The sequence below is a fragment of the Secundilactobacillus hailunensis genome, from assembly GCF_005405185.1.
Classification (GTDB): Bacteria; Bacillota; Bacilli; order Lactobacillales; family Lactobacillaceae; genus Secundilactobacillus; species Secundilactobacillus hailunensis.
Window position 1 is genome coordinate 1 of the sequence record NZ_BJDO01000003.1, and the last position, 17,489, is coordinate 17,489.

General features: G+C 46.0%; 19 protein-coding genes, 1 pseudogene and 1 other annotated feature. All 20 genes and pseudogenes read right to left on the bottom strand.

Annotation, left to right across the window (positions count from 1 at the left end):
* Window positions 1-181: 181 nt before the first annotated feature.
* Window positions 182-361, bottom strand: a complete 180-nt coding sequence (gene rpmF, locus FFM73_RS01245) for a 50S ribosomal protein L32 (protein ID WP_137629976.1) — start codon at window positions 359-361, stop codon at window positions 182-184.
* 53 nt (window positions 362-414) lie between these two features.
* A complete protein-coding gene (locus FFM73_RS01250; protein ID WP_137629977.1) occupies window positions 415-978 on the bottom strand; it encodes a YceD family protein in 564 nt (187 codons plus the stop codon).
* 91 nt (window positions 979-1,069) lie between these two features.
* Window positions 1,070-2,206: a nucleotidyltransferase gene (locus tag FFM73_RS01255; protein ID WP_137629978.1), complete on the bottom strand. Its 1,137-nt coding sequence runs from the start codon at window positions 2,204-2,206 to the stop codon at window positions 1,070-1,072.
* A 31-nt stretch (window positions 2,207-2,237) separates the two neighbouring features.
* Window positions 2,238-2,972, bottom strand: a complete 735-nt coding sequence (locus FFM73_RS01260; protein WP_137629979.1) for a class I SAM-dependent DNA methyltransferase — start codon at window positions 2,970-2,972, stop codon at window positions 2,238-2,240.
* Window positions 2,969-3,325, bottom strand: coding sequence for a ribosome silencing factor (rsfS, locus tag FFM73_RS01265; protein ID WP_137629980.1), 357 nt, complete (start codon window positions 3,323-3,325; stop codon window positions 2,969-2,971). The genes FFM73_RS01260 and rsfS overlap by 4 nt, the downstream gene beginning before the upstream one ends.
* A 13-nt stretch (window positions 3,326-3,338) precedes the next feature.
* Complete coding sequence (yqeK, locus tag FFM73_RS01270; RefSeq protein ID WP_137629981.1) at window positions 3,339-3,950, bottom strand: bis(5'-nucleosyl)-tetraphosphatase (symmetrical) YqeK; 612 nt, start codon at window positions 3,948-3,950, stop codon at window positions 3,339-3,341.
* A complete protein-coding gene (locus FFM73_RS01275) occupies window positions 3,943-4,575 on the bottom strand; it encodes a nicotinate-nucleotide adenylyltransferase (RefSeq protein WP_137629982.1) in 633 nt (210 codons plus the stop codon). The genes yqeK and FFM73_RS01275 overlap by 8 nt, the downstream gene beginning before the upstream one ends.
* Window positions 4,576-4,608: 33 nt before the next feature.
* Window positions 4,609-4,923, bottom strand: a complete 315-nt coding sequence (gene yhbY, locus FFM73_RS01280) for a ribosome assembly RNA-binding protein YhbY (protein ID WP_089136632.1) — start codon at window positions 4,921-4,923, stop codon at window positions 4,609-4,611.
* Between the two features lie 12 nt (window positions 4,924-4,935).
* Window positions 4,936-6,075 (bottom strand): ribosome biogenesis GTPase YqeH, encoded by a 1,140-nt coding sequence (yqeH, locus tag FFM73_RS01285; RefSeq protein ID WP_137629983.1) that lies wholly within the window; start codon window positions 6,073-6,075, stop codon window positions 4,936-4,938.
* Window positions 6,059-6,601: a YqeG family HAD IIIA-type phosphatase gene (locus FFM73_RS01290; RefSeq protein ID WP_137629984.1), complete on the bottom strand. Its 543-nt coding sequence runs from the start codon at window positions 6,599-6,601 to the stop codon at window positions 6,059-6,061. The genes yqeH and FFM73_RS01290 overlap by 17 nt, the downstream gene beginning before the upstream one ends.
* 134 nt (window positions 6,602-6,735) lie before the next feature.
* Complete coding sequence (gene rplT, locus FFM73_RS01295; RefSeq protein ID WP_089136634.1) at window positions 6,736-7,089, bottom strand: 50S ribosomal protein L20; 354 nt, start codon at window positions 7,087-7,089, stop codon at window positions 6,736-6,738.
* 71 nt (window positions 7,090-7,160) lie between these two features.
* Window positions 7,161-7,358: a 50S ribosomal protein L35 gene (gene rpmI, locus FFM73_RS01300; protein WP_054654993.1), complete on the bottom strand. Its 198-nt coding sequence runs from the start codon at window positions 7,356-7,358 to the stop codon at window positions 7,161-7,163.
* Window positions 7,359-7,388: 30 nt separating this feature from the next.
* Window positions 7,389-7,910 carry a translation initiation factor IF-3 gene (infC, locus tag FFM73_RS01305; RefSeq protein WP_089136635.1) on the bottom strand — a complete coding sequence of 174 codons (522 nt, stop codon included), beginning with the start codon at window positions 7,908-7,910 and terminating at the stop codon, window positions 7,389-7,391.
* Between the two features lie 41 nt (window positions 7,911-7,951).
* Window positions 7,952-8,082 (bottom strand) — a sequence feature (ribosomal protein L20 leader region).
* Window positions 8,083-8,198: 116 nt separating this feature from the next.
* Entirely contained in the window at window positions 8,199-10,142 is a 1,944-nt protein-coding gene (gene thrS / locus FFM73_RS01310; RefSeq protein ID WP_137629985.1) for a threonine--tRNA ligase, read from the bottom strand.
* 358 nt (window positions 10,143-10,500) lie between these two features.
* A complete protein-coding gene (gene dnaI, locus FFM73_RS01315) occupies window positions 10,501-11,427 on the bottom strand; it encodes a primosomal protein DnaI (RefSeq protein WP_137629986.1) in 927 nt (308 codons plus the stop codon).
* Between the two features lie 2 nt (window positions 11,428-11,429).
* Window positions 11,430-12,791 carry a DnaD domain protein gene (locus tag FFM73_RS01320; protein WP_171001148.1) on the bottom strand — a complete coding sequence of 454 codons (1,362 nt, stop codon included), beginning with the start codon at window positions 12,789-12,791 and terminating at the stop codon, window positions 11,430-11,432.
* A gap of 14 nt (window positions 12,792-12,805) precedes the next feature.
* Window positions 12,806-13,312 (bottom strand): transcriptional regulator NrdR, encoded by a 507-nt coding sequence (nrdR, locus tag FFM73_RS01325; RefSeq protein ID WP_137629988.1) that lies wholly within the window; start codon window positions 13,310-13,312, stop codon window positions 12,806-12,808.
* An 11-nt stretch (window positions 13,313-13,323) separates the two neighbouring features.
* Window positions 13,324-13,959: a dephospho-CoA kinase gene (gene coaE / locus FFM73_RS12945; protein ID WP_171001156.1), complete on the bottom strand. Its 636-nt coding sequence runs from the start codon at window positions 13,957-13,959 to the stop codon at window positions 13,324-13,326.
* 36 nt (window positions 13,960-13,995) lie between these two features.
* Window positions 13,996-14,805, bottom strand: a pseudogene (gene mutM, locus FFM73_RS12950) (bifunctional DNA-formamidopyrimidine glycosylase/DNA-(apurinic or apyrimidinic site) lyase); the annotation flags it as partial.
* 21 nt (window positions 14,806-14,826) lie between these two features.
* Window positions 14,827-17,487, bottom strand: a complete 2,661-nt coding sequence (gene polA / locus FFM73_RS01335; protein ID WP_137629990.1) for a DNA polymerase I — start codon at window positions 17,485-17,487, stop codon at window positions 14,827-14,829.
* Between the last annotated feature and the right edge of the window lie 2 nt (window positions 17,488-17,489).

Genomic DNA, 17,489 nt, shown 5'->3' on the forward strand with positions numbered 1-17,489 from the left:
CGTATTTTTTTGGAACGCGTCTGGTTCAAACCATTGTCCAAAAAACTGCCAACTAAAAAAGCACCTAGACCAATTGAGGTCTAAGTACTCCTATAAATCTAAATCAACTCTACTTGACGAAGCGCCAAAAAAAGAAGCAGCCAGAGACCGCGGTTCTCTTGGCTGCTTCTTTTTTAATTAATTAGTTGTTAGTCTTAACAACCTGACGACCATCATAGAAGCCGCAGTTAGGGCAAACAACGTGTGACATACGTAATTCACCACAGTTTGGGCAAGCACTCAAATTAGGTACTTGCAACTTAATGTTTCCTCGACGCATACGTTTCTTCGTCTTAGAAGTTTTACGTGCTGGTACAGCCAATGGAAACACCTCCTTATTTTAAAATTATCCACTAGTGAAAGATTTTTAAAGCCTTACTTTTCATCGCCTTTCGACGACTCATCAAAGAAGTTTTTCAACTTAGCAAGACGTGGATCAACAGTTTGAGAATCTGATTCATCGGCCTCTTTGTCGCCCTCAACCGTTACCTGCCAGCCGTGGCCTTCTGGTAACTGATCAGCTGACTGTTCAGCCTTCGTCAGTACTTGCATCGGAATCTGCAATAACAGATTGTCAGCAATTGCTTTATCAACATCGATCTCGTCATCTGCGACCACCAAAACTACGTCGGTCTTTTCGTACCGGTCTACGGCTGCCTGTGAGGCAACGTAAAACTCAGTAACGTCAAACGCCATTGGTAGTTCAACGGGTGCTAATGAACGGGTTGATGGGACTGTCATAGTGGTCTTAACGTGCGCATAAAACAACGCATCGCCACCATCTTCGACACTCACCATCCCATTGATGTGAACTGGGGTTACGTCAAGCACTTCATCCGGATATCTTTCCATCAGATCTGCTTTTAAATCCAGGACCTCATCGAATTTAAGTGGTTCATGCCGGTACTCTTTTTGTAACTCGGATAACGACAATTTCAATTCAGTATCCTCCTAACGCAACTTTATTATTATAACTATGGCTTGTGGGGATGTCAAGGGAATTTACATGACACGTGGTAAACAATTTCAATTAAACAATGACGGCGTGCCGCAGTCGGTCTTGATCAATACCACTCACCATCTGGCGCAGCAAACCAGCCTGGTAATCAAGCCGGTATGGGCCATTGATCCAATCATCGGACACACGGGAAATTAACGGTAGCTCTAACCGTTTTTTCAGCCGGCTGAGGTGTTGTTGCCCAATGCTGTTAAAACCCAGCACACGCGCATATCTGACCTCAGTCGGCAACTCCACCCGGTTGACCTGCAGCAAAATATACACGCAGAGCCGCTGCAACCGCGCATAGGTAAATCGTTTCGTTTTAGCATCACGCAAAAACTGTTCAAAGCTTGAACTGGTCAGTGCGGCTTGCTTCAATCGATACTCAATTCCTTCGCTCATTTGATAGATCTCATGGAGGTCAGCCAACGATGTAGAAAGGATCTGGTACCTCAAGTACGGCCAATAATCGTCCCAGGTCACCTGCTGGTCCTCCCGTAATGCTGTGGCCGTTGCAGGCGGCACCATTTGGTCAACGGCTGTTTGCTGGCCATTTTTTATCGCTTGGCGAATAGCAGCACCACTGGCAATCGTCGCATTAGTATCAATGGCGGTCTCCTGATGAGCACTGCCCTGCCTTTTAATGGGTAGGATCTCCAGTGGCTGTTTTAATTGCTGTATAGCTGCTACATAACTGAATCCCAGGATATCGTTAGACGCCCGAAGATCCAGCCCCGTTTGCGACTGGAGATAGTCATTAAACAGCGTGGGATACGTTTCATCAAACTGTTTAAAATGACTAGCAGCATGGGCTGGCTGATTAGCGACCAGCTTAGCAAAATTAAGTTGCGGATGTTCAGCGCCAAACGCCAAGCTGGTACAGCCTAATTGCGATAGTAACAACACGGCACCCTTCGCAAATAAATCAGCAGGCTGCACGGCAAATTGAAAGGGCAGCTCAACCACGAGATCAACGCCCGCAGACAGTGCCAGTTTTGTCCGCTGCCACTTATCCAATAACGCCGGTTCGCCACGCTGCATCCAGTTACCGCTCATCACAACCACGGTCACGTCAGCGTCAGCTCGTTTCTGGGCCTGATCAAGCTGGTAAGCGTGGCCGTTATGAAACGGATTATATTCCGCCACGATTCCTAATATCTTTGCGATACTGCCGCCCCCTCAAGCTCAGACGATAGTCTTACTTGGTGCAAACAAAAAACCACCGCGTCGTATCGGCCTGCACACTGGTCTGACCAAAATCAGCACTCACTTCAACCTGCTTAAAACCGGCAGCCTTCAGCAACCGTTGATAAACGGCTAGTTCGTAGGTCCGTTCATGGTGCAGTTCAGCGACTTCATCGTAGGCAGCCTTAGTTTCATTATAGGTAAAGAAAGTCAGATCATGGTCCACTGAATGGGGCTCGTCACCCGCTTCACTGGACCACATGAACGCCCGATTCGTATCGCGGAAATTATACATGTAACCCGGATAAACGGTATCGGTTTGATACGGCGAGATCACGTCAAACAAAAATTGCCCATCATCGTCTAGATGACGTGCAACTTGTTCAAATGTTGTGGCCAGCGCTTTTTCATCAGGAAGATAGCATAATGAATCAGCAAAGCAGGTCACGGTGTGATAGATATCTAAGTCACTCAGATCCAGCATATTACCTTCAATTAACGGTAACGTCACCTCAGCCTCACGGGCATGCTGATCAGCCAGACTGAGCATTTCGTCTGACAGGTCAAAACCAGATACGTTATAGCCGTCTTTTGCTAGCAGTACGGCTAACCGGCCAGCACCGCAGGCCAATTCCAGTAACGGCTGCTGTTTATCTAAAACTCGCCGTTCAACAAATGATTGCCATTCAAGGTACAACTCGCTGTCAAACAGCTCATCGTATAGCTTGGCAAAGGTCTGATAGATCATGCTTCGACCCAATCATCAACGTTAACTAGCGGTGCTTCTGACCATAATTTTTCCAAATTATAATGGGCCCGTTCATCCTTTTGGAACACGTGCACCATTACGTCACCCAGGTCGATCAAGACCCAGCGAGCAGCGTTACGGCCTTCGATCCGTTTAACTTCAATCCCAGCTTTTTCACAAGCTTCCTGAACATTATCAGTAATCGCTTGAACTTGACGACCAGAAGTCGCGTCAGTGATCATGAAGTAATCCGTGATCAGACTCACATGCTGCATATCTAAGGCCACAATATCTTCCGCCCGCTTATCTGAAGCGGCTTTAACAACAACTTCCAAAATATCTTTACTGTTCATTAAAAATCCTCCGTTAATCTTTCAGTCCGCTTTGGGGAACCCAAGCGTTGTAAGTATCAATCGTTTTCGGATAAATCCGTTGATTATTTTCTAACAGGTACATTAAGGTATGCTTGGTCTGATAAGCGACTGCTAATTCAAGGCTTTGTGACGTCAGCAAACGCGCCTGCTCAACGCCATCGAAGTCGCGGGCCGGCTCAATATAATCCGCCATGTAAATAATCTGCGCTAACGTCGTCATATACCGGTTACCAGTGGTATGGTAACGCACCGCATCCAAAATTTCTTCATCATAGATGCCCAGCTCACTCTTGATCAACTCAGCACCGACCAAACCGTGCCAGATGGCGTTGTTCCAATTAACCAAATCTGGATCCAGCTGATAGTGATGAATGGCCTCAATAAAGTCTTCATCCGGCCGCTGCTTGGCATAATCGTGAACTAAACCAGCAATCGATGCCTTTTCAACGTTCACACCGTATTGTTTCGCTAACTTGACCGCGGTGTGCTCAACGCGCTGAACGTGGGCAAACCGCGCCGGCTTTAACTGTTTTTCAATCTTAGCCAGTAGCTGGTCACGACTATCAGCTGTGTACCGACCCGTATACGTTACTTCTTTACTCATGATATAACTGTCGCTCCTTAATGTACTTTGCGACTGAATCCTTTACAAAGTACCTGATAGATTGTCCCTGTCTGATCCGGCTGCGGATCATGGATGAACTAATATCAATTAAAGGAATATCAACCCACAGGATTGGGTATTTAGATGTCACCGGGTAGTTGCCGCGTCGCACACCAACAAACTGCACCAGTTTGACTAGATCGTCAATCCGGTGCCATTTTGGCAAATAATCGACCATGTCACCGCCAATAATAAAGTAGTATTCATTTTCAGGATGTTTGCGTTTCAATTCCAGCATCGTATCGTACGTGTAACTGATACCGCCACGCTGGACCTCCGCTAGTTCGATGCCAAAATTAGGGTTGTCGGCAATACTAGCCGATACCATTTTGACCCGGTCAGCAGCATCAATCGCTACTTTCCGGTCAACGTGCGGCGGATTTGCGTCCGGCATAAACAGCACCCGATCAAGTCCCAACTGCGTCATGACTTGGTCGGCCATGATCAAATGACCCACGTGCGGCGGATTGAACGTCCCTCCCAAAATACCAATGCGTTTCTTACTGACAGAAGCGGCTAATTGTTGAACAACCTTAGTCGCCGTTTGCTCGACTACCTTAACCATCGTGATTTCCCCTTACTTCAAACTTCAAAATGATTACGCTAATTTTTTAACTTGTAATGAAAGATCCTGATACTTCTCTTCTGATGCTGGTTGGAACAAGACTAGTACCCGGCCAATCGTTTGAACCACTTGGATCCGCGTGTTGTTTTCAATATAAGCTTGGACCTCTTCAACCGTTTCGTCAGCACTCTGCTGCAAGTTAATCTTGATGAGTTCCCGCTTTTGCAGGGCACCGTCTAACTGGGCCAGCCAAGTTTGGTTAAGCCCGTTCTTACCAACGGAAAAGATTGGGTTTAAATGGTGTGCCTGCGCACGCAAAAACCGTTTTTGTTTACCTTTTAAATTCAAATTGATTTCTCCTTATATCATTGCTCGACGAACCACAACACCCACGCCTTCAGGAGCGTAGCCAGCAACCACCGTCCCAGCCGGAACGGTGATCCAGCCTAAGCCTTCAAAGACTAGATCGCTTTTATCAGTGATCTTAAATTCGTGTCTTACCAGTGGTGGCAGGTCATTATCGGGACTTTCTGGCGGCGTCAGAAGATCACCGACGTGCTTGTCATAAAAGTTATCGGCATTTTCTAACTTAGTCCGGTGCAGCGGTAACGTATTTTCAACGTACACGGTAAAGCCGTGCTTAGGACCAGAAACGTAATCAAACCGCGCAACCCCTGCTAAAAAGACCGTCTGCTGAGCGTTTAACTGATAAACTTTCGGCTTGATCTGCTTTTGCGGTGTCACGATTTTAAGTTCTTTACCCGATAAATAATGGGCCATTTGTGACGGATGGATGATTCCTGGTGTATCTACTAATACGTGGTCGTCACCCAGTGGAATTTCAATCTTATCCAAGGTCGTTCCGGGGAACCGTGACGTGGTGATCACGTCCTTGGCACCGGTGCTGCGACGGATAATTTGATTGATCAAAGTTGATTTCCCTACATTAGTAACACCCACGATGTAAACATCCCGGTTACCGCGGTGCTTATCAACCTTTTCTAAAAATTGATCCACCGATTGATTAGTTTTAGCCGATAATAGGGAAACATCGATGGGGCGAATCCCCTGTTCATTGGCACGTTGCCGTAACCAGTCGCGTAACTTCGACCGGCGTAATGAACTTGGCAATAGATCTTCTTTGTTACCCACTAACATGACCGGATTATCACCGACAAACCGGTGCAGGCCAGGAATGATCGAACCGTTAAAGTCAAAGATATCGACCACGTAAACGATCAAAGCGTTAGCATCACGAATCTGGGTCAATAACCGCAGAAAATCGTCGTCTGTCAGACCAACTGGCACAATTTCATTGTAGTGCCGTAATCGAAAACAACGCTGACAGTATAGTTCACCGGTTTCAAGCCCCTTATCCAGCGCCGATTTTGGTGTATAGCCCGGACGATTCTTTTCCGTTGTCTGAATCTGGGCGCCGCAACCGATACAATAAACGGTTTCGCCATCAACTAATACTTCATCTTTATTTGTTTCGCTCATGAATTAAGTCCTTTCGAAACTTGAGTTCTGGATGCTTTTTAAGCATTGCGTGCATCACAAATCGTTCAAAGAAACGATTGATTTTCGTATTCCACGCATCACTTTCAATAATTGGTCTCACCAAAATGCTTGGAATCCCGCTAAAATTAGCAGCAGCCACGTCTGTGAGTAATTGATCGCCAACCATGACAACTTCATTTTTACTAACGTGATATTGACGCATTGCCCGCCGAATACCACCAGAAAACGGTTTGAGCGCACGGGAAATGAAGGGTAACTGTAAAGCAGCCACCGCTTTTTTAACTCGGCGATGGGAATTGTTCGACACAACCACCAACTGGATATCTTCACGTTCAAGTGACGTCATCCAGTCTCTTAGCTCTTCAGTCCCATAAGGATTATTCCAGGCAATGAGGGTGTTATCAAGATCCGTCAAAACGACTCTGATTCCTAAGTGTTTCAATTCCTTAGGGTTAATATCATAAGTCGCGTTAATCATCCAAGTTGGTGTAAATTGTGATAACATTACAGACTCCTTTATCCTACACTGAAAGTTTATTATACGAGATTTTCACCCATATTACTACGATTATGGCGTATCTCTAATGAATAAACAAAAACGAGGTTGGAAGTCTTCATCCAGCCTCGTTTAGGTTTAAATTATAATGCCTTTTTTGCTTCGTCAGCTAATGCCTTGAAAGCATCAGCATCGTTAACAGCTAAGTCAGCTAGCATTTTACGGTTAACTTCGACGTTGGCTTGCTTTAAGCCAAACATCATCTTGCTGTAGCTTAAACCGTTGATCCGGGCTGCTGCATTGATCCGAGCAATCCAAAGACGACGGAAATTACGCTTGTTGGCCTTCCGGTCACGGAAAGCGTATTGGCGACCCTTCATGACTTGATCCTTAGCAACCTTAAACAAACGGTGCTTTGAACCACGGTAGCCCTTAGCTAATTTAAGAATCTTTTTGTGACGTGCGCGTGTTACTGTTCCACCTTTTACTCGTGGCATATTGAATTCCTCCTAATACTTACGGTTATCATCGTTATAAAACGATTAAATTGTGTTCCCTCTTATCAAAATTACTTTTGCAGTAATTGACGGTAAGTTTTCTTAATCGTGTTAGATTTCATCATTGAAGTCCCACGTAATTGACGACGTTGCTTCTTAGTCTTACCGTGGAAACGGTGACTCGTATAAGCATTCGCACTCTTAATGCCGCCCTTGGCAGTAACTTTAAAACGCTTGGCGCTGGCGCGGTTTGTCTTCATCTTTGGCATAATCGAAAATCCTCCTCAAATACTAAACAACTAGTCTTCTTTTTTTGGTGCAAGCATCAAAAACATGCTCCGTCCGTCCATCTTTGGGCGTTGTTCAACAGAAGCAACATCGCTTGTTTCTTCAGCCATCCGGTTAAGAACTTGACGGCCAATATCCTTATGGGTAATAGCCCGACCCTTAAACCGAATTGAAACCCGAACTTTTTCACCCTTACCCAAGAACTTTTTAGCGTTCTTAAGCTTGGTATTGAAATCGTTCGTATCAATTGATGGACTTAAGCGAACTTCCTTAACGCTAACGACCTTTTGCTTCTTGCGGGCTTCACGTGCTTTCTTTTGCATCTCGAAACGGTACTTCCCGTAATCCATGATCCGGGCAACCGGTGGCTTTGCTTTCGCTGCCACTAAAACAAGATCCAAATCTGCATCTTCAGCCAGTTGAAGCGCATCACGCTTACTCTTAATGCCCAGTTGTTCGCCATCATTACCGATCAACCGTACTTCACGAGCGCGGATTCCTTCGTTAACCATCATATCGTTTGCTATGGTCATTCACCTCCGAGTGAGTTTAAAAAACAATCAAATATAAGTCTTGCCCAAATAAATAACGGGCACGCAATTGCGCACCCGTTAAATACCCAAACCCTTTCAGGTCCGGTTTATTTACGTATCAGCCAGGCAGCGTGAGCCACGAGGCGAGAAGCGGGTGCTTCTACTTACATTTTTTCAACTCCACTAATATACCATGACAGGCAATATTAGTCAAATCACTTGACTTTAAGCTCACGAATAACAAGTATATCCCTATTAATTCATGTGTCAAGCCACTTTTTTAAATTATTAGCCTTTGTAATTACTGTAATGGGCAATGTCATCCAAAACTTCGTCTCTGAACTTGTCAGCGCTCATGGTCTCACTGTTTTGTTCACCGTACTTACGAACACTAACAGCTTGGTCAGCCATTTCTTGATCACCAACAACTAAGGTGTATGGAATCTTGTGCGTTTGGGCATCACGAATCAAGTAGTTCATCTTTTCACCACGGTGGTCAACTTCGGCACGAACACCAGCAGCCAGCAATTTCTTGCTGAGACTTTCAGCATATTTACCATGCTTGTTGTCACTCACTGGGATGATCTTAACTTGCTTAGGTGCTAACCAAGTTGGGAAGGCACCCTTATAGATTTCAGTTAAGTAAGCAATGAAGCGTTCCATCGTCCCAACAATCCCACGGTGAATCATAACTGGACGGTGGTCTTCACCATCAGCACCAACGTACTTCAGGTCGAAGCGTTCTGGCAGCATGAAGTCCAATTGAATGGTTGACATGGTTTCATCATTACCCAAAGCCGTCTTAGTTTGGATATCCAGCTTAGGACCATAGAAGGCAGCTTCACCTTCAGCTTCGTAGTAGTCCAGGCCAAGGTCATCCATGGCACCCTTCAGCATGGTTTGGCTACGGTTCCACATTTCGTCATCATCGAAGTACTTTTCAGTGTTCTCAGGGTCACGGTATGAAAGTCGGAAGCTGTAATCATTGATGTTGAAGTCCTTGTAAACGTCCATGATTAAACGCAGGATCTTCTTGAATTCGTCTTGGACTTGATCCAAGGCAACGAAGGTGTGGCCATCGTTCAAGGTCATTTCACGAACCCGTTGCAAACCGGATAAGGCACCAGACTTTTCGTAACGATGCATCATCCCAAGTTCAGCAATCCGTAGTGGTAATTCACGGTATGAACGGATGTGGTGGTTGTAAATTTGAATATGGCTTGGGCAGTTCATAGGACGCAGTTCAAGCATTTCGCCATCACCCATGTCCATTGGTGGGAACATATCTTCACGATAATGTGCCCAGTGACCAGAAGTCTTGTACAGATCAAGGTTAGCAAGCACTGGAGTGTAAACGTGCTTGTAGCCATCGGCAACTTCCTTATCGATAATGTAACGTTCGATAGTCCGACGAATGGTAGCACCGTTTGGCATCCAGTATGGTAAGCCGGCACCGACTTTAGGATCAACGAAGAACAGGTCCAGATCGTTACCAATAACACGGTGGTCATGTTCACGAGCTTCTTGACGGGCTTGTAGATCAGCATCAAGATCAGCTTGCTTGTAGAATGCGGTCCCGTAGATCCGTTGGAGCATTGGGTTGGATGACTTACCTTCAAAGTAAGCACCGGCAACGGATAATAGACGGAAGAACTTGATGTCGCCAGTATTGTCGAAACTAACACCGCTAGCTAAGACGGAAACACCATCGATTTCGTAAAATGGAAATTCAGTCTTGTCACTGTCTTCAACCAGCTTAGCTTCGTATGAAGTGCCTTCGAGTTTCTTCAAGGCATCTGCCTTGCTCAAGACCACGTGCTTGATAGCTAATTTTTGATTAATGAAAGCTTGGACTTTGTCAGTAACGGCAGGTAATGAATCAACACTGACCTGACCATCCTGCTTATCAGTATCCACGTAAAAGCCGTCTGCATCGCCGACTTCTGAACCAAACTGAATCTCAGGGAAGGTTTCCTTCAAAGCAACCTTAGTGAGCAAGGCAACGGATTGACGTAAAACTGCCAAACCATCTGCGCTGTCCTTCGTCACGATTTCAATCTTGCCATCGCGCTTCAAAGGAGCGTTTAAATCGATCAATTGGCCATCTAACTTACCGGCAACCGCCTTTTTAGCTAAACTGATAGCGATTGACTGTGCCACATCTTTAGTGGTTGCATCGGCATCAAACTGTCGTTGCTTGCCATCTGGGAACTGTAACGTAATATCTGCCATTCTACTCTTCTCCTTTTATCTACTTGCTTCAAATGTTGAAAACCACCGAACCCGTGAAACTAAAAAATCCCGGTATGCACATTACTGTACATACCGGGACGTCTCTACGCGGTTCCACCCGAAATTCATCTGATCCATACTGCGAACCAAACCTTCATTCAGTGATAACGGGACAGCCGATGCGGTATTTCCACCGCACATTCGAGAAAGTGGTAACTTAGAATCGCTCACAAAGCACTTCCAGAAGTGGTGCTTCTCTCTTGGAGAGTTCAGCTAAATCTTGTCTTTCAAACATTTAAAATTTCTTTGAATTTGCTTACAATTCACATTAAACCACTTTGAAAAATAAGTGTCAACTCTATTTTTGCCGACGGTTTTCACCAATCATTTCAATTTCCTGCGATAAGAAGCGAATGCGTTCCATCAGCCGTTTGGCTTTTAAAGGCTCCACGTCACCCTTTTGCGTCTCAGCGAGGTGTTCTGTTTCTAACTGTTTCATTGAAAAATTCGATGAAAAGAAAGTTGGTAATTCGTTTTGCATCCGGTATTCCAAAATGACCCCTAAAATATCGTCACGGACCCAAGCGGACATCGCGTCAGCGCCAATATCATCGATCATCAGAATCTGCGCCTGCTTAACATCATCCAACCGGCCAGCAACCTGATTGCTGGCAATAGCATTCTTCATTTCAACCGCAAAACTGGGGAAATGCACCAGCGTGGTCTTGATGCCCATATCGGCCAGCTGATTAGCTATGGCCCCCAGCAAATAAGTTTTACCGACCCCAAAACTGCCGTACAGATAAAGTCCCTGATGGAAGTGTTTTTGATCCTTCGAATAAGCTTCAATAAAGGCCACCGCTGCCTGTAAGGCCTGCGTCCGGTCCGCATCGTTAATGAAATCATCAAACGTGGCGTTTTTGACCAGCTTAGGCATCATGATGGCATTAACTCGACGCTTCAAAGCCGCCTGCTTTAACTTGTCTTTTTGCTCATCCGTGGGTTGATAAGAAACTTCAACCAGGTGGTCACTTAAGACTAATTTGGGTTCATAACCGGGCGCAAACGTGGTCTCTCCCGCAGCCAGCTTATTGCGCTCGTTAACGTATTCATAAAGCTTAGCTGACGAGCGGTCGATCTGTTCCGCATTCAACTGATCAGCATGCTGCTTTAAAAACGCCTGCACGTCAGCATCCTGATATACGGTATTCATCAATTTCTGGTAATTAGCATTGAGCTGGTGTTGATCCATGTAACGTTTCATCGACTCACTAATATTTTCCACTGCTAGTCACCTCCATTTCGCAGTTTTTTGAGTTTATCCAGCTGCGCGTTAAATTGTTCTTTGTCAGACTGGGTCAACGGCTTTTTAGTGGTTGGCTGATAGTCGTTCTTGGCCCAATCCGGCAAGGTTTCTTTGATATTTTTCTGATTGTTTCGACGCCGGCCGGTTTTCGGTTTATCCCGGTCCGCCTTGAACTTGCGGATACTAGCGAGCGCATCCTCTGGTGTCTTAACACCGTCTTGTGCCCAGCGGTTAGCAATCGTATCCGTCAGTCGCTGCGTAATCGTAGCGTTATTTAAATCAATCAGCACTTCGTAAATTAAAATGTTGATTACCGGGCTAGAAAAAATTTGCTTGCTGGCAATTTGTTCAACGATCCGCTGTTCACCACTGGCAACGTAGCCGCCCTGCTGTTGCCTAATCTGCGCTAAAAAGGCCATCGGTTCGTACTGCTTAGCAGCGGCGATCAAGGCTGTCTCCTCTTGGCTTTCACTCGCCTTTTTAGCAGTGACCGTCTTTTGCGGTGCCACTACCGGCGTCGTTTCGCTCTGATAGGCTGCTGCAACCGTTCGCTTGAACTGCGTTGCATCCAGTTTATTGGTCGCTAAATTAGTGGCATCACCAATATAGCGCGCCATCTCAGTTTCATCGATGCCGTACAGCAGGTGTTCATTGATAATCAGCTGGCGGTACTGCTGCAGATCGCTTAAATCAATGTAAGATCGTTTAAGCAGCTCAGCTAATAACCCAAAATCAAAGTCGGGCGCAGTGGGCTGTTCAGGTTCAACAGCCGTTTGACCCTGATCAAAAGCCGCCTTAGTGGCTTCAATCAGCTTCGGTGGTGTGGCAATCAGTCGATGATCTAACGAAAAAACGTCTAAAAACGATTTCGAGATCTCATGCCACTTATCCCGTTTCAGCTGACGTGGCAAAAAAGCCTGCCGCAGACGTTCAAATTGCCGTTCACCGACGACTTCTAATAGCAGCAGGCTTAACAGATCATCCTTGAAAAACATCTCACCGCTAACCGGTTGCTGCAGTTCGTAGATCAACTCCGGCATGCGGTCTGGCTGATTTTCGTACGTGCGTAACAGACTGGCAGCTTCTAGCCGCTGACGGGCCGATTCAAGGGCCGACATGCTGATATTTAGCAGTGCCAAGAGGTCCGTATGGGTGACCTCGACTTTTAAATCAGCCGTCAAAGCGACCTGGCGCCACATCACGGTTGCCAGGCTATAGGCTGACACGCCTAAAATTGGCTGATAGAGGAGGTCTAACACTCGCCGGCGTTCATCTTGAAGCCGTGTCGTGGCCACAATGGCAACCGTTGTTTTTGGCATGAGTGGTTGTTTTGACTCCACCATGATTATGCCCCGTTTCATTTCGACTTGTCTGATTTATCGGATTTATCAGAAGAAGCTCCTTTTTGCTTATCCTTTTTCATCACATCTTTGAGTTCTTCTAGGAAGACACTCATATCCTTGAACTGACGGTAAACACTCGCAAAACGGATGTAGGAAATCTCATCGATATCTGCTAGCCGTTTCATGACGTATTCACCGATCAATTGACTGGAAACTTCATTTTCACCCAGCGCACGGACTTCGTTTTCAACTTCGTCCACCAGCTTAGTCATAACATCCATGCCCACTGGCCGTTTTTCCGCTGAGCGAATAATGCCCCGTAAGATCTTCTCACGATTAAATTCTTCACGGGTCCCATTTTTTTTAATCACTAATAATGGTGTGGCTTCGATGCGTTCAAAGGTCGTGAAGCGAAAGCCGCAGTTTTCGCATTCACGGCGCCGTCTGATCACTCGACCTTCATCCGTTGGCCGAGAATCAACGACCCGTGACCCATTATGGTGACAGTGTGGACAGTGCATAGTCTCACCCCTTATTCTTTATCCTTCAATTTAGTTTTTTTAGTTTCAATTAATGAGCCGAAACCGGCTTCATTCAGCCATCTTACCACTTGCGCTTTCGTTTTATCAACCGCGTGGCTGTTATCGATCACCACATCGGCCCGATTGACCTTTTCAGCCAATGGTAACTGCGAGTTGATCCGTGCCAAAGCGTCTTTTTTAGACAATTGGTTCCGTGCCATCAAGCGCTTCAACTGCAGCTGTTCTGGAATGGTAACGACCATGATCTCGTTGACGCCAGAAGCGCCGTGCGCCTCAAATAGCGTGGGGGCGTCATACACGACCAGCGGTACTTTGCGCCGGCGATAGCCCTGTAATTTACGGACAACTGCCGTCTTGATCAATGGCCCCATAATTTCATTCAACTGGATCAAAGCTTTCGGCTGACTAAACACCAGAGTGCCTAGTGCATGCCGGTCTAACGTGCCATCTGGTTGGATCATCTGCCAGCCAAAGGTACTTTGAATGGCTTTTAGCCCCTTAGTCCCCGGTTCAACCACCTTACGAGAAACGAGATCCGCGTCAATGATCGGTACCCCGTATTCCTTGAAGAGGTCGCTAACGGCTGATTTACCCGTTGCAATCCCGCCAGTCAGGCCAAGAACCATCGTCTCACTAGGATGTTCACGTAATACCTGACAGTCTGGACAAAAATGAGTACCCCGTTGAGCCACCTTGATTTTTTCAATCGGGGTGCCGCAACGAAAACACGGTTCACCTTTACGCCCATAGACCTTTAAATGATTTTGAAATTCACCGGCTTCACCATAGGCGGTTGAAAACGAGTGTACAGTCGTTCCGTGACCAGCGATTGCCCGGTCAATTTCCGCGATGATATTTTGCCGTAGCTGCCGAATTTGAAATTCAGGGATCGTGTTAGCCGGCTGTTCCGGATAAATGCGGCTTAACCACAGCGTTTCATCTACGTAAATGTTGCCTAGACCAGCAATGTTACTTTGATCCAGTAAGAAGGGCTTAATCGCCTTTTTGCTTTTACCAAAAATCTGCTTCATGTAGTCCACTGTCAACGTTTCTGCCGTTGGCTCCGGCCCCATTTTCTTTAGACCAGGGACTAATTGTGTCTCCTCACCCGTCTTTAACAGGTGCATCCGGCCGAATTTACGGGTATCGGTGTACCGCAGATCACGGTCATCATCAAGATGGAACACCACGTGAGTATGCTTCGTGATGGGGTTGCCAGCCGGCTGCACATCATATTTACCTTCCATTCGCAAATGTGACACCATGGTCAGTTCATCATTGAAGCGAAATAAGAGATACTTTCCCCGCCGGTCGATGCGTTCAATCGTTTTGCCAGCGAGCAGTTTTTTAAATCGATCAGCCTCAGGTGAGACCATTTTTTCATAATAGACATCCACGGTCGAAATTTTAGCGTGGCCCACTAGTCGTGTTAACCCCCGTCGAACCGTTTCAACCTCTGGTAATTCTGGCATCCAAGACACTTCCTTGTTTGATTACTTGGCTTCATACCAAGTATTGCCGTAATGGGATTCCACTTTTAATGGAATTTCCAGTTTGACAGCTGAATCCATGATACTTGGGACTAATTTTTCCAGTGTGGGGATCTCCTCGGCAGGTGCTTCAAAGATCAGCTCATCGTGGACTTGCAGCAGCATGGTCGCCTGCAAGTCTTTAATCGCATCTTCCATGTTGATCATGGCAATTTTAATGATATCGGCCGCACTGCCTTGAATTGGTGTGTTCATGGCAGTCCGTTCAGCAAATGACCGCTGGTTGAAGTTCCGCGCGTTGATATCCGGCAGATAACGACGGCGATGGGCAATCGTTTCAACGTAACCCTTGTCCTTAGCGGAAGCCACGATATTGGTCATGTATTTTTTAACGCCGGGATACTCTTCAAAATAAGTATCGATGAATTGGCGCGCCTGTTTCCGGGTGATCCCGATATTTTGCGAAAGGCCAAAATCACTGATTCCGTATACGATTCCAAAGTTCACGGCCTTGGCCTGACGCCGCATATTCGGATCAATTTCGGCATCCGGTCCTAAATGAAAAATGCGCCGAGCAGTAGACGCGTGAATATCTTCGCCCTCTCTAAAGGCTTCCTGGAGGTTAGCGTCATGGGTAATATGTGCTAATACCCGCAGTTCAATTTGTGAATAGTCCGACGAAAAGATCTGCCAGCCCTTGTGACTAGGGATAAACGCCTGACGAATACGCCGGCCTTCTTCGGTGCGAATCGGAATGTTTTGCAAGTTAGGATCCACGGAAGATAGCCGCCCGGTTTGCGTTAACGTCTGCAAGTAACGGGTGTGGACCTTCTGATCGGTACTGTGAACTACTTTTAGTAATCCTTCGACGTAGGTCGACTGAATTTTAGAGATTTGCCGATACTTCAAAATATTTTCAACGATGGGTGCTTCAGCAGCCAGTTTTTCCAGTACATCCACGGAAGTTGAGTAACCGGTCTTGGTCTTTTTAATCGGTGTTAAGCCTAATTTTTCAAATAAAATGTGCTGTAGTTGCTTGGGCGAGCCAATGTTAAATTCTTCGCCAGCCTCTTGAAAAATGGTCTGCTGAGTCTGCGCTAGCAGTTCAGTAAACTCACTTTGCATGGCTGTCAACCGGTCAGTATCAACCATGATCCCCGCAATTTCCATGTGTGCTAGGACATAGGCCATCGGTAATTCTAGCTTGCGGTACAGCTCGCTTTGCTCATTATCTTCCAGCTGTTTAAAGAGTGACTTCTTCAACGCTTCAATCGTGATCCCCTTGCGCGTTAAATGCTCAAAGAAGATTTGGTCATCATCTGGGATAGCACGTTTAGCACCCTTCCCATAGACTTCCTCATCCGATTGAATCTGATGGTAGCCATGCTGAAATGCTAAGCGGCCAAGGTCATTGCTGTTTTCGTTAGTATCCAGCAGATACGACGCTAATAAAAGGTCAAAATCAACGTGGGCTAAATGGATTCCCAGCCGGTTTAAGCCAACGTAAGTTCGTTTGACGTCGAAAACGTCCTTTTGAACTTTGTCGCCACTTAATAGAGCCTTCAATGGCGCCTGTTTTAACAGGTCGACATCACGACTCACAAACCACTTGTCGCCTTCACCGATCACAAAGCCCGCAAAAGTTGACGTATGGTAATTAGCTTCAGGCATTTCCAGGTAAAACGACATGTGGTCGTTAAACTGGTCCAGGTCGTTTAAATGATCAGCGGTCAGCACCGTAAACTTGACGGGCTTTAATCCCAAAACATCTTCATCACCAGAGTCTGCGTTCATTTTATTTAAAAATGACTGGAAGTTCATTTCCTGATAGAACTCAACCAGCGCATCACGCTGATCACCCTTGTAAGTCAGGTCACTGAGCTTAATTTCAAGCGGTGCATCCCGCCGAATGGTCGCCAGGTCGCGAGATTGAAAAGCGGAATCCTTATCTTCAATCAGGTGTTCCTTCATTTTTTTAGCCGTGATTTTATCAATGTTATCGTAGACGCCATCAATGGTATCGTACTTCTTGATCAAAGAAACCGCCGTCTTAGGGCCGACACCGGTAACCCCGGGATAGTTGTCGGAAGTATCTCCTTGCAGTCCCTTGATTTCAATAATCTGGTTAGGGTGCACGCCTAATTTTTCTTCCACGTGTTCTGGAGTATAGGTTTCAACTTCAGTAACCCCTTTTTTAGACACTGCAACACTGGTTTTATCAGAGGTCAACTGAGTCAGATCACGATCTCCAGTGAAAATGGTCGTTTCATAACCAGCTTCTTCGGCCTGCTTTGCCATGGTTCCGATAATGTCATCGGCTTCGTAATTTTTTAATTCGTAAGATTTAATGCCGCGAGCGGTCAATAATTGACGGATCACTGGCATCTGCTCTAAAAGTTCTGGCGGGGTCTTAGAACGACCACCCTTATAATCGGCATATTTTTTGGTCCGAAAAGTCACTTTCCCCGCATCAAACGCTACCAATGCTTCAGTGGGCTTAACTTGTTCCAGCATAATATCGAGCATCCGGTTAAAGCCAAAAATCGCATTGGTATGCAAACCGTCTGCGTTCGTGAAACTATTCAATGACGTGTACAGCGCAAAGAAAGCTCGAAAAGCCACACTGTTGCCATCGATAAGTAATAATCGTTTTGATTCAGTCATCG